This is a genomic window from Streptomyces venetus (assembly GCF_039540295.1).
GTDB lineage: Bacteria > Actinomycetota > Actinomycetes > Streptomycetales > Streptomycetaceae > Streptomyces > Streptomyces venetus.
The window spans coordinates 423069-435519 of sequence record NZ_BAABET010000001.1 but is presented as its reverse complement, the minus strand read 5'-3'; the positions used below and the strand labels follow the sequence as shown (position 1 = coordinate 435519).

General features: G+C 71.5%; 9 protein-coding genes. 5 read left to right on the top strand and 4 right to left on the bottom strand.

Annotation, left to right across the window (positions count from 1 at the left end; genetic code table 11):
- Positions 1 to 55: 55 nt before the first annotated feature.
- Entirely contained in the window at positions 56 to 838 is a 783-nt protein-coding gene (locus ABEA82_RS01895; RefSeq protein WP_345659552.1) for a sulfite exporter TauE/SafE family protein, read from the top strand.
- A gap of 38 nt (positions 839 to 876) precedes the next feature.
- Here the strand turns inward: ABEA82_RS01895 and ABEA82_RS01890 are convergent, their stop codons facing one another.
- The gene (locus ABEA82_RS01890; RefSeq protein WP_345659551.1) at positions 877 to 1545 is read right to left on the bottom strand and encodes a class F sortase; all 669 of its coding nucleotides are present in this window, start codon (positions 1543 to 1545) and stop codon (positions 877 to 879) included.
- Between the two features lie 110 nt (positions 1546 to 1655).
- Positions 1656 to 2177: a hypothetical protein gene (locus tag ABEA82_RS01885; RefSeq protein WP_345659550.1), complete on the bottom strand. Its 522-nt coding sequence runs from the start codon at positions 2175 to 2177 to the stop codon at positions 1656 to 1658.
- Positions 2178 to 2447: 270 nt separating this feature from the next.
- Between ABEA82_RS01885 and ABEA82_RS01880 the strand changes: the two genes are divergently transcribed.
- Positions 2448 to 3065 (top strand): NADPH-dependent FMN reductase, encoded by a 618-nt coding sequence (locus ABEA82_RS01880; RefSeq protein ID WP_345659549.1) that lies wholly within the window; start codon positions 2448 to 2450, stop codon positions 3063 to 3065.
- Between the two features lie 34 nt (positions 3066 to 3099).
- Here the strand turns inward: ABEA82_RS01880 and ABEA82_RS01875 are convergent, their stop codons facing one another.
- A complete protein-coding gene (locus tag ABEA82_RS01875; protein WP_345659548.1) occupies positions 3100 to 3516 on the bottom strand; it encodes a gamma-glutamylcyclotransferase family protein in 417 nt (138 codons plus the stop codon).
- A 139-nt stretch (positions 3517 to 3655) separates the two neighbouring features.
- On the opposite strand from ABEA82_RS01875, the gene ABEA82_RS01870 reads away from it, so the two are divergent.
- The 3 genes from ABEA82_RS01870 (at position 3656) to ABEA82_RS01860 (ending at position 9744) form a co-directional block, all read left to right on the top strand.
- Positions 3656 to 5302, top strand: coding sequence for a M4 family metallopeptidase (locus tag ABEA82_RS01870; RefSeq protein ID WP_345659547.1), 1647 nt, complete (start codon positions 3656 to 3658; stop codon positions 5300 to 5302).
- Positions 5303 to 5527: 225 nt separating this feature from the next.
- Positions 5528 to 5785: an ABC transporter permease gene (locus ABEA82_RS01865; RefSeq protein WP_345659546.1), complete on the top strand. Its 258-nt coding sequence runs from the start codon at positions 5528 to 5530 to the stop codon at positions 5783 to 5785.
- 38 nt (positions 5786 to 5823) lie between these two features.
- Positions 5824 to 9744 carry a WD40/YVTN/BNR-like repeat-containing protein gene (locus ABEA82_RS01860; RefSeq protein ID WP_345659545.1) on the top strand — a complete coding sequence of 1307 codons (3921 nt, stop codon included), beginning with the start codon at positions 5824 to 5826 and terminating at the stop codon, positions 9742 to 9744.
- On the opposite strand, the gene ABEA82_RS01855 is transcribed toward ABEA82_RS01860, so the two are convergent.
- A complete protein-coding gene (locus ABEA82_RS01855) occupies positions 9741 to 12260 on the bottom strand; it encodes a molybdopterin oxidoreductase family protein (RefSeq protein WP_345659544.1) in 2520 nt (839 codons plus the stop codon). The genes ABEA82_RS01860 and ABEA82_RS01855 overlap by 4 nt on opposite strands.
- Positions 12261 to 12451 lie beyond the last annotated feature (191 nt).

Below are 12451 nucleotides of genomic sequence, written 5' to 3'. Positions count from 1 at the left end.
GTGCAGAGAGCGGGCTGTGAGGGGCGCCGTACCGGCCTCGCATAGGGTCTCGATCATGCCCGACATATCACTGACCATGATCGCCCTGCTCTGCCTCGCGGCGCTCGCCGCCGGGTGGATCGACGCCGTGGTCGGTGGCGGCGGGCTGCTCCTGCTGCCGGTGCTGCTGCTCGGACTGCCGTCCGGCACGCCCGCCGCGCACGCCCTCGGCACCAACAAGGCGGTCGCCATCGTCGGCACCACGGGCGCGGCGGTGACGTACGCCCGCAAGGCGCCGGTGGACGTCCGCACGGCCGTCCGCATCGGTCTGGCCGCGCTCGCCGGATCCTCCGCCGGGGCCTTCCTCGCGGCGGGGATGAGCACCGAGGTCCTCAAGCCGGTGATCATGGTGGTGCTGCTCGGGGTCGCGGCCTTCGTGATCCTGCGCCCGGCCTTCGGCACGGCCCCAGCGACCGGCCCGGTCACCCGCAGGCAGATCCTCGCGGCGATCGGCCTCGCGGGCCTCGGCATCGGCTTCTACGACGGCCTCATCGGCCCCGGCACCGGCACCTTCCTGGTCCTCGCCCTCACCGCCGTCCTCCACCTCGACCTCGTCACCGCCTCCGCCACCGCCAAGATCGTCAACTGCTGCACCAACGCGGGCGCCCTCGCCACCTTCGCCTGGCAGGGCGTGGTCCTGTGGCAACTGGCCGCCGTGATGGCCGTCTTCAACCTCGTGGGCGGCACCCTGGGCGCCCACACCGCCCTGAAGAAGGGCAGCGGCTTCGTCCGCGTCGTGCTGCTGACGGTGGTGTTCGCGCTGGTGGCGAACCTGGCGTACGAGCAGTGGGTGGCCTAGAGGAACCCCCGGCCACGGCGGCGGTCAGCGGCTGTCGGTCAGCGGCTGTCGGTCAGGTGTGCGAACACGACCACGTTCCCCTGGTACCCGGTGCCGCGCGACCAGCCGCCGCCGCAGGTGATGACGCGCAGCTCGGGGCGGTCGGCGGCGCCGTAGACCTTCTCGTCGGGGAAGTCCTTCGCGGCGTACACCTCGACGGCGTCCACGGTGAACACAGCGACGCCGCCGTCCCGCCGGTCCACCTCGATCGTGCTGCCCTTGGCCAGGGCGCCGAGGTCGTAGAAGACCGCGGGGCCGTCGGCGTTGTCGACGTGGCCGGCGACGATCGCGGTGCCCCGCTCGCCGGGCGTGGTGCCGGCCTCGTACCAGCCCGCGAGGTTCTTCCGCGCGGCCGGCGGTACGTCGAGACCGCCGGTCTTCGTCAGGCCGAGTCCGGTCAGGGGGGCGTTCACCCGGATCGCCGGGATGCGGACGCGGTCGGGCGGCGACGGTGGCAGCGCGGGGGCGGCGGGCCGCTCCCGGGCACGGCCGTCCTGCCCGGCGTGACCGTCGCGGGCCTGTGCGGCGGACGGCTGTGGCGGGGCGTGCGTCCCGGCGCCGTCGCGCAGCAGCCACGCCCCGGAGCACAGCGCGCACACCGTGACGGCTGCTATGGCGGCGGTGGCCGGATCACCGAACCCGGTGCCGTGTCCGGGGAATCCACGCATGACCGACCCCTTCCTGATGGTCGCCCCGTGCCCCCTCCGGGCCGCGAGGGGCGTCGGACCCGGAGGGGGAGGGACATGCGGTACCGGCGACGGACAGCGGAGGGTGTCCGTCAGATCCCGTCGCCTCTCGCCCGGCGATGCAGGAGCCAGGTACCGCCCGCGGCGGCGACGGCCAGGGCCGCCACACCACCCGCGGTCTGCACGGGATCGGTGCCCAGGGCGCCGCCGACCCCCGTCTTCACACTCCCTCTCGGTTGCACCTGCCGGTTCCCGGCCGTCAGCGTGACCACCAGGTCACCGGTGACCCGGTGGCCGCTCCCGGTGCAGGTCGCGGTGATCTCGTACGTCCCCGGCTGCGCGCTCGGCGGCACCCTGAACCGCCCGCTCGCGTCCTGCTCGTCCGGGCCCGGCGCCAGGCTGAGGAAACCGGCCCCGACCGCGTCGGCGTCACCGGTCGCCGCGCCGCCGTCGCCGCAGGCCGCCGTGCGCACCGTGACCTGTCCGCCCGGCACGACCGAGGCCGGGGACACCTCCAGGTCACCCGCCGACGCGCCGTACGCGGGGGCGACGGCGAGTGCCGCGGCGGCGACGGCGAGCGCGGCCCCGGTCAGCGGCCGGACGGTACGTCGCATCGGTGCTCCTTCGAGCTGTCGGTCGTGCACGTGCCCTTCCGAGGTAACGGGCAGCGGGGCGACCGCGCTTTCTGATGGCGTGTCAGAATTGGGGTGAATGGGTGTCAGGACCGGTCGACAGGGCGGCCCGTCGAGCCTGTTTGGGCAGGTCACAGGTGTTCGTCAGGCGATGTGCGGAAAACCGCGGGGCGCGCGTGTGAACGGGTGACCCGAGCGTGACGCGTGGCGCGACTTGACCTCAAGAAAGGTTGAGGTACGAGGCTCTGCGGCATGAACCCAACCCTGACCGGCAAGTCCACCGCCGCCCTCACCGAGGCCGGCCCTCTCCGTGTGACCCTCGTCGTGGGCAGCAACCGCCACGGCCGCTTCGGCCCTGTCGTGGCCGACTGGCTCCTCGGCCGTCTCCGGGACCGGGACGACATCGTCGCCGACGTCGTCGACGTCGCGGAAGCCGAGCTGCCGACCTCCTTCGAGCCGACCCCGGAGGCGACCGCCGCCCTGTCCGGCATCACCCCGAAGCTGGCCGGAGCGGACGCCTTCGTGGTCCTCACGCCCGAGTACAACCACTCCTTCCCGGCCGGCCTGAAGAACCTCGTCGACTGGCACTACGGCGAGTGGCGGGCCAAACCCGTCGCCCTCGTCTCCTACGGCGGGCTGGCCGGCGGCCTGCGCGCCGCGGAGCACCTCCGGCAGGTCTTCGCCGAGCTCCACGCCGTGACGGTCCGCGACACCGTCTCCTTCCACAACGCGGGCGCGTCCTTCGACGACGAGGGCGCCCTCAGGGACCCGGCGGGCCCGGACGCGGCGGCCAAGACCATGCTGGACCAACTGGTCTGGTGGGGGCGGGCGTTGCGGGAGGGCAGGCAGAAGTGGCCCTACGGGGGCTGAGGCGCGGCCGCCGTCCTCCCGGAACGCCCCGGTCTCACCCCCGCGCCCGCCAGTCCCCGCCCGCGATCGCCCTCCCACGGGCCCGCAGCCGCGCGGCGACGGCGGGCGCGGCGACGTACACCCAGGCCCGGACCGCCGCCCCGTCCGTCTCCCGTACGACCTTCCGCTCGACGCGCTCGTACAGGCTGCGCGGGTCGCCCGGCACGTACTCCTCCAGCCGGTCGAGCTCGGCGAGCAGCTCGGCGTACCCCTCGGGCGGCGCGGTCACCAGGTCCCCGCTCACCTCGCCGTCGCCGGGTTCCTCGACCGCGTAGGGGTAGCCCGGCCCGTCGTACAGCACCGCCCCGACGAGCCGCCCGGGCTCCGCGGAGCGGGTACGGCCGCGCAGGAAGAGGTCGTGGTTGACCTCGCCGGGACGGAGGGTGCCGTAGACGAAGAAGGGGAGGGTCACAGGAACGATTCTCCACCCTCACACACCTGCACAGCGGGCCTATGGACATGGCATGTACGGGCCGCATTAACTCGCGGTCAACATCAGCGCCGCACCCGGTCGACCCCACGCGACCGGGTGCGCCCGTATGAGGAGACCGATGAGTCGGATACGTCATGTCCGCGGTTCCCGTCTCGCCACCGCCGGTGTGGCCGTCACCGGCACCGCCGCCCTGCTGGCCGCCGTGCTCTCCCCGACCGCCGGCGCGGTCGACGGACCGGCCAGGTCGAGCGTGATCGAGGAGGCGGAGACGGTGCTCGCGGACCGGGCCGGGGCTCTCGGCCTCTCCTCGGCCCAGGAGACGAAGGTCCGGGACGTCGTCATCGACGAGGACGGCACCCGGCACGTCCGCTACGACCGCACCTACCGGGGGCTCCCGGTCCTCGGCGGCGACTTCGTCCTCCACCTGAACCCGGACGGCACGTACCGCGGTACCAGCCGGGCGACGAAGTCCGAACTCTCCCTCGCCACCGTCACTCCCAAGGTGAGCGCCCCCAAGGCCGCCGACCTCGCGGCGGGCCTGCTGCGCGCCGCGCACCTCGGCGAGACCCTGAAGAAGCTGAGCGCCAAGCCCCGGCTGGTCGTCGACGCCCTGCACGGCGCCCCCAGACTGGCCTGGCAGACCGACGCGGTGGCGCACGACGGGCTCGGCAACCCGGTCGGGCGCACGGTGCTGACCGACGCGACGACCGGCGACCGAATAGACACCTGGGACACGATGGAATCGGCCTCGGGCGACGGCAAGTCCCTCTACGGCGGCACGGTTCCGCTGGAGACGACCCTGTCCGGGTCGTCGTACCAGCTGAAGGACGCGACGCGCGGCGGCACGTACACCGGCGACGCGGCCAACCAGACGGACAAGTGCCTGCTGACGGTCTGCCTGACCCGCGCCCCCGCGACGCTCTTCACCGACCCCGACAACCACTGGGGCTCGGGCGCGGCCTCCGACCGCTCCACGGTGGCGGTGGACGCCCAGTACGGCACGGACGTCACCTGGGACTACTACAAGAAGGTCCACGACCGGAACGGCATCGCCGGCGACGGCAAGGGCTCCTTCAACCGCGTCCACTACGGCAAGGACTACAACAACGCCTTCTGGGACGACAACTGCTTCTGCATGACGTACGGCGACGGCGACGGCAAGCAGCTCGGCCCGCTGGTGTCGCTGGACGTGGCCGGGCACGAGATGTCCCACGGCGTGACGTCGAAGACGGCGGCGCTGCGGTACTCGGGCGAGTCCGGCGGCCTGAACGAGGCCACGTCGGACATCTTCGGCACGCTGGTCGAGTTCTACGCCGACAACACGAAGGACCCGGGCGACTGGCGCATCGGCGAGAAGATCGTCCGCTCCGGCCTGGGCCGGGAGGCGCTGCGCTTCATGGACAAGCCGTCGAGGGACGGCAAGTCCGCCGACTGCTGGAGCGAGAAGCTCGGCGACCTCGACGTGCACTACTCCTCGGGCGTCGGCAACCACTTCGCGTACCTGCTCGCGGAGGGCAGCGGCGCGAAGACGATCAACGGCGTCAGCCACGACTCGCCGACCTGCGACGGCTCCACGGTCCAGGGCATCGGCCGGGCCAAGCTCGGCAAGATCTGGTACCGCGCCCTGACGGTCTACATGACGTCCTCCACCAACTACGCGGGCGCGCGTACGGCCACCCTGAACGCGGCCAAGGACCTCTACGGCACCGACAGCGCGGAGCAGAAGGCGGTGGCCGCCGCCTGGAGCGCCGTCGACGTGGGCTGAGTCGCCCCTCCCGACCCCGCCCCTTCCGACCCTCGGTGGTGTCCGCAGTTCGGGTGCGGACACCACCGAGGTCTGTGTCGGAGCGTGCTGCTCCGCTACCAGGCCCGCCCAATTGGTGAAAGCGAAACCGGACTGGCCACCCCTGCGCAAAAGTTGTGGAAAACCGCATGCGGGCGCTTACTGGAAGTACACCAGTGAAGTCTGCGTGACAACATCGTAACCGGGGTGCCCATCGTGATGCGGAACGCGCGAACGCGGGCGTGGACAGAGACCATCGCCGCTGCGATCAGTGGAATCCTTTTCGTTGTCACCCTTGTCTGGCGCGACTGGATCGAGCACGTTTTCGGCGTGGAGCCGGATAGGGGCAGTGGCGCCCTGGAATGGGGGATCGTCGCTGTCGCTTTCTGTGCCACGGTGGGATTCTCGCTGCTCGCGCGCAGTGAATGGCGAAAGGTCAAGGAAGCCGACGTCCGATCCGGGTAATGGTCAACGCCGTGTAGTTCTCCAAGGGTTGTTTGGACATGGACGCTTACGGAAGCAGCGGGGCGGGCGACGCGGAGGCCGCGGCCACGCTCGAGGTCCTGCCGCCGGATTGTCTGTACGGAACGAGAGTCGATGTCCGGGGTGAAGGGTGGCACGGCTGGAGCGTGCGTCTCACCGTCGACGGACATCCCGCCCACGTGGAGCGCGTGTCACTCGGGCTGGCCGGACCTGAAGGGATCCTGCCGGACGGATCCGGGGCTTTTGTCGTCCAGGTGTCGACCATGCGGCTGCAACCGGGAGAGCACACGTTCACGGCCTCCTCCTCGGGCGACGGTGCCAGGGTCGTCGCCCACCGCACGCTCGTCCTGCGCGAACGCCATGGCGGGCTCCCTCCTGATCTCCACGACCCCGCGGTGGACCTGCCCGGAGGGCTGGAGCACGGCGAGTTCGAAGATCCCTTCGCACGGGACCGCTACCACTTCGAGCGGCGCTTCGGCCACATCGGGCACGTGCCGCCGGGCGTCCGCGCGCGGCAGATCGAGGAGATACGCGCGTTGCGAGCGCGCCGGGACCTGCTGGCGAGGGAACGTCCGGCCACGAACGAGAACGAAGAGGACACGGGCGGGTTCGACCGGTCGGCACCGGTGCCCGGGGGAGCGAACTGGACGCCGGTGGGTCCCGGCCCGGTCCTGTGGCCGAACGACACGAACGGCGGCCGTGCTCTTGCCATAGCCGTCGCCCCGACGGACGGGAACACGTTGTACGTCGGCACGGCCGGCGGCGGATTGTGGAAAAGCACCGACCGAGGCCTGACGTGGTCGCCCAAGACCGATTTCCAACGAAGTCTGTCCATCGGCACCGTGGCCATCGACCCCGGAAACCGGAATCACATCATCGCCGGCACCGGTGAGTACAACAACATCTACGTCGGCACCTATTACGGCAACGGCGTGCTGCGGTCGAGGGACGGCGGCACGACCTGGGCAGAACTCGGAACCACCGTCTTCGAACGGGACGAGATCTCCCGGATCCTGTTCGACCCGACGGACACCAGCGGGCAGCGCCAATTCCTCTCCTCCAGCATCGGTGTGTACGAGAGCACCGACGACGGGGTGAACTGGCTGCAACTGAGGGCCGGTGATGTCAGCGACCTGGTGGCCATCCCGCTGGACTCCTCCGGCACCGTGAAACTCGTCGCGGCGTTCAAAGGGTTCGGCCTGTGGACGAGTACCCGCACATCAGGCAGCTGGTCGGCCTGGGTCCGGATCACGTCGTCCGCGCTGCCGACCGTGGAAGACCGGGTGGAGCTGGCCCAGCGGCGGTCCAACCCCTCAGTGATCATCGCGGTGTTCGCTTCGAACGGCGGCCTCGCGGGCCTGGCACGGACGACGGACGGGGGAACGACATGGACGACCGTTCCCGTCCGCCTCAACGTCACGGCCTCGTACAAATCCGACCCGGCGAACCACCTCCACTCGGTGCAGGTGCCGGGTGCGGACCTGATCGCCGCGGCGGCCGCCCACACCTACACGACCACACAGGGCGGAGGAGCCGGAATACCTGCCCACACACATACGATCTCGCTCACCGCACAGCAGACAGCCACCATGGCGGCCGGGGGTGTCGTCGTGGCCGACACCAACGCCGACGCCACAGGCCACACGCACACCATCCGGTTCGGCGTCTGCCGCCAGACCAGCTATGACCTTCATGTCGCCATAAACCCGGCCAACCCCAACATCCTCTTCATAGGCGAAGTGAATCTGCACCGCAGCCTCACCGGCGGCGGCATCTTCAACCCCGCCTCCGGTATCCACTCGGACCACCATGCCTTCGCCTTCGACCCGGCATCCCCCGGAACCTGCTGGGACGTCAACGACGGCGGGGTCTACGTGTCGACGGACTCCGGATTGACCTGGACCTCCCGCAACCGGCACCTGGCCACCCTGCAGTACATCTCCCTCGCACAGCACTCGACCTGGGACAACGTGATGCTGGGCGGTACGCAGGACAACGGCACCCAGCGCTACGAAGGTCTGCCCGCGTGGAGAGTGGTCGACGGCGGCGACGGGGGGTTCACGGCGATCGACCCGCAGACCCCCACCCGCATGTACCACCAGTACATCTACACCACGTTCTACCGTTCCGACGACGCCGGCATGTCCTGGATGCCGAAGAACGAGGGGATCGACAGCGGCGCCGGGTTCTACGCGCCCTTCGCCTTCGACCCTGGCAACCCGAACATCTGCTACTTCGGCGGCACGGAGCTCTGGCGCAGCACCAACAACGCCGACAACTGGTCACCCGTCACCTCCGGCATCCAGACGGCGATCACCGCCATCGCGGTGCACTCCGACAACAGGACGATCTACGTCGGAACCAACGGCGGCAATGTCTACCGGCTGCGGCGCACCGGCGCCACGTGGAATCCGGCGGACGTCACCCGCACCGACGTGACCGCCCCCATGCCCGTCAACTGCATCTCCGACCTCGCCGTGGACAACACCGGAACGGCATGGGTGACGCTGGGATCCGTGAGGCAGAGCGAAGGCGGGGGAGAGTTCAGCAGCGACCACGTCTGGCGCCTGGGGCCGAACGACAACCGGTGGACGCCGCGTTCCAACGGGCTGGCCCAGGCCAACCCCGTCAACACCATCGTCATCGACCCGAACAACAACAACCGGCTCTTCTGCGGAGCCGACGTCGGGGTGTTCCGCACCGAGAACGCGGGCCAGAACTGGTACCCGTGGGACCAGGGCCTTCCCAACGTCCCCGTCTTCGACCTCGTCGTACACGGCCCGCGCAGACTGCTGCGAGCCGCGACGCACGGACGCAGTGTGTGGGAACGGCCGATCGACGTGACCACGGCCCCTGCGGTCGACCTGTACATGCGCGACAACATGCTCGACTCCGGCCGGGGCTACACGCCGACCGGCGTGACCGACCCGTTCGACCCGACCGGCGCGAACCGGCTGTGGTGGTGGCAGAGCCCGGACATCCTCGTCGACGCTCCCGTGCCGGACTATCAGACGCCGTCGCCGGTCACCGACTTCGTCGCGTTGAGCCGCCTCCGGCACCGCAGCATCCAGCGTGGCCGCGTCAACCGCGTCTACGTGCAGCTGCACAACCGCGGAGCCGCCGCGGCGACCAACGTCCAGGTACGTGCCTTCATCGCTGACGCCTCAGCGGGCCTTCCCGCGCTGCCGGCGGATTTCTGGACGGGCGGCAAGCCCTTCACCGGCGACCCGGCGGCCGGCGCCTGGACCCCGATCGGGCCCACCCGCACGGTGCCCTTGCTGAAGCCGGCGGAGCCGAGCGTAGTCGCCTGGGACTACACGGCTCCCCCCTCGGCGTCCGAGCATTCATGCATCCTGGCGGTGACGACCTGCGCACAGGACCCGCTGAACGGCGCCGGCATCTTCGATGTCAGCACCCTGGTGCCCGAGAGGAAACACGTCACGCTCAAGAACCTCCAGGTCGTCAGCGTGTCCAGGGGCGCGACCACCCCGGACGACGCGTTCGTTCTCCTCCTGAACAACCCGGCGCACATCGACCGTTCGTTCACCCTCGTGGTCCAGTGGGCCGGACTGCCGCACGGCTCCCGGCTGTTCACCGTCTTCGAGGAGGGGGAGAACGGCCAGGGGCCCCGGCCGGGAGACGGCGCCAGACCGATCGATGACGGACCCGCGGTCCTGCCCGCCCGGTTCACCGACCACCAAGGCCGGGTACGGAACTTCGACTTCCGCCACGCCTACGAGTTGTCCGCGGCCCAGGACCATCAGACCCGGCTGTCCGACCTGCGCATTCCGCTCCACCACTCCCGCGCCGTAGCTCTCAACGTGCGACTCCCCGAGGGGATGGACGAGGGCAGCGAGGGTCAACTGCACATCCTCCAGGAGGACGGGGAGAACGTCGTGGGAGGCGCCGCCTACATCGTGCGTTTTGAAGACGGGCCCTAGGACCGCACCGCCTCCAGCCGCACCGCGCACGCCTTGAACTCCGGCATCCGGGAGGTCGGGTCGAGCGCGGGGTTGGTGAGGGTGTTGGCGCGGCCCTCGCCCGGCCAGTGGAAGGGCATGAAGACGGTGTCGGGGCGGATGGCGGCCGTGATCCGCGCGGGGGCCACGGCCCGGCCCCGCCGGGACACGACGGCCACCGGGTCGCCCTCGGCGGCCCCGAGGCGCGCCGCCAGTCGCGGATGCAGCTCCACGAACGGCCCGGGCGCGGCGGCGTTCAGCTCCGCCACCCGCCGGGTCTGCGCCCCGGACTGGTACTGCGCCACGACCCGCCCGGTGGTCAGCAGCACGGGGTACTCGTCGTCCGGTTCCTCGGCGGTCGCACGATGCGAGACGGACACGAACCGGGCCCGGCCGTCGGGCGTGGCGAAACGGTCGAGGAAGAGGCGCGGCGTACCGGGATGGACGGCACGCCCGTCGCCCGCCGCGCCACCGGCGGCGTCTGGGCGGTTGGCCGTGCCGGGCGTGGTGGCGGGGCCGCTGGTCGTGCCGGGCGTGGTGGCGGGCTGGCTCGTCGTGCCGAGGGCGGCGGCGGGGTAGCTCGTGGGGCCGGTCGTGGTGACGGGGTGATGCGTCGTGTCTCCCGTGACGGCCGGGCGCTCCGGCGCGCTCGCTAGCGCGTCCGTGCCGCCTGCCGCGCCCGTCGCCCCGGTGGGTTCTCCTGCCGCGCCTGCCGGCCCGGCGGGTCCCCGCGCTGCCGCTGCCGATCCGGCGGGTGCCGCTGCCGCGCCCGTCACCCCGGCGGGTCCCCCCGCCGTCGCTGCCGCCCCGGCCGGGGCCCCCTCCGTCCGGCCGGGCGCCGCGCCCGCGGGCTCGGTCGCGGGGGAGGGCCGGTCCGCCGGCTCCTCCGTCTCGCCCGACGGACAGGGCCAGAACACCCCGTTCTCCTCCGCCAGCCTCCGGTACGTGATCCCCGAGTAGTCCGCCGGGCCGCCCGCGCTCGCACGGCGGAGTTCCTCGAAGACCTCCTCCGGGTCGGTCGGGAAGCCCTTCTCCACGCCCAGGCGGGCGGCCAGTTCGTGGAGGACCTCCAGGTCGGTGCGGACGCCGTCCGGCGGGGTGATGGCCCGGCGGCGGAGCAGGACCCTGCCCTCCAGGTTGGTCGTCGTGCCGGTCTCCTCGGCCCACTGGGTGACCGGCAGGACCACGTCCGCGAGGGCCGCCGTCTCCGACAGCACCACGTCACAGACGGCCAGGAAGTCCAGTGACCGGATGCGCTCCTCGATGTGCGCGGCACGCGGCGCCGACACCACCGGGTTGGACGCCATCAGCAGCAGGGACCTGATGTCCGTGCCCAGCGCGTCCAGCAGCTCGTAGGCGCTGCGCCCCGGCCCGGGCAGCGAGTCCGGGTCCACGCCCCACACCTCGGCGACATGCCGCCGCGCCGCCGGGTCGTCGAGCTTGCGGTAGCCCGGCAACTGGTCGGCCTTCTGCCCGTGTTCGCGCCCGCCCTGGCCGTTGCCCTGCCCGGTCAGACAGCCGTACCCGGACAGCGGGCGGCCCGCCCGGCCGGTCGCCAGGCACAGGTTGATCCACGCGCCCACCGTGTCCGTGCCCTTGGACTGCTGCTCCGGCCCCCGGGCGGTGAGCACCATCGCCGACTCCGGCTCACAGAACAGCCGTACGGTCTCCCGCAGCTCGGGAACGGACACCCCCGTGATCCGCTCCACGTGCTCCGGCCAGTGCGCCATCGCGGCGGCCCGGGCGTCCTCCCAGCCCACGGTCCGCTCCTGGACGTACTCCTCGTCCACCCGCCCCTCGGCGATCACCAGATGCAGCAGGCCCAGCGCCAGCGCGAGGTCCGTGCCCGGCCGGGGCGCCAGGTGCAGGTCCGCCTGCTCGGCGGTCTTCGTGCGGCGCGGGTCGATGACGATCAGCGTCCCGCCGTTCTCCTTCAGCTCGGTGAGGAAACGCAGGGACGGCGGCATGGTCTCCGCGAGGTTCGAGCCGACCAGGATCACGCAGCCCGTCTTCGGGACGTCCTCCAGCGGGAAGGGCAGCCCGCGGTCCAGACCGAAGGCCTTGATGCCGGCCGCCGCGGCCGACGACATGCAGAAACGGCCGTTGTAGTCGATCTGGGACGTGCCGAGCACGACCCGCGCGAACTTGCCGAGGGTGTACGCCTTCTCGTTCGTCAGCCCGCCCCCGCCGAACACCCCGACCCCGTCCGGCCCGTACTCCTCGCGCGTACGGCGCAGCCCCGCGGCGATCCGGTCCAGCGCCTCGTCCCAGGAGGCGGGCACCAGCGCGTCACCGGAGCGCACCAACGGCGAGGTCAGGCGCACGTTCGAGGCCAGCACCGCCGGCGCCGTACGGCCCTTGCCGCACAGCGCGCCCCGGTTCACCGGGAAGTCCGCGCGCTCGCTCACCTCGACGGTCCCGTCCGGCGCGGGAGTCAGGTTCATCCCGCACTGCAGGGCGCAGTACGGGCAGTGCGTGGGCGTCACGGTGGTCTGCATACCGTTCAGCGTGCTTCGGCCGTGTTACACCCGGCACGGTTCCCTGTTACGCCGCCGGGACGCACACCTCCCCGCCGCCGAGCCTCCGGCGTGAGGCACAGTCCCGCCCACCTTCACGCGCAGCGCTCGCACGACTCCGCACGGCGTTCGACAACCCGGCATGCCCGCCGCTCACGGCTGCGGAAGGCCGG

Bases quoted from the DNA above. Each gene is read 5' to 3' on its own strand.
- ABEA82_RS01870 (WP_345659547.1), top strand. From the start codon at position 3,656: ATGAGTCGGATACGTCATGTCCGCGGTTCCCGTCTCGCCACCGCCGGT.
- ABEA82_RS01880 (WP_345659549.1), top strand. From the start codon at position 2,448: ATGAACCCAACCCTGACCGGCAAGTCCACCGCCGCCCTCACCGAGGCC.
- ABEA82_RS01885 (WP_345659550.1), bottom strand. From the start codon at position 2,177: ATGCGACGTACCGTCCGGCCGCTGACCGGGGCCGCGCTCGCCGTCGCC.
- ABEA82_RS01895 (WP_345659552.1), top strand. From the start codon at position 56: ATGCCCGACATATCACTGACCATGATCGCCCTGCTCTGCCTCGCGGCG.
- ABEA82_RS01890 (WP_345659551.1), bottom strand. From the start codon at position 1,545: ATGCGTGGATTCCCCGGACACGGCACCGGGTTCGGTGATCCGGCCACC.
- ABEA82_RS01855 (WP_345659544.1), bottom strand. From the start codon at position 12,260: ATGCAGACCACCGTGACGCCCACGCACTGCCCGTACTGCGCCCTGCAG.
- ABEA82_RS01860 (WP_345659545.1), top strand. From the start codon at position 5,824: ATGGACGCTTACGGAAGCAGCGGGGCGGGCGACGCGGAGGCCGCGGCC.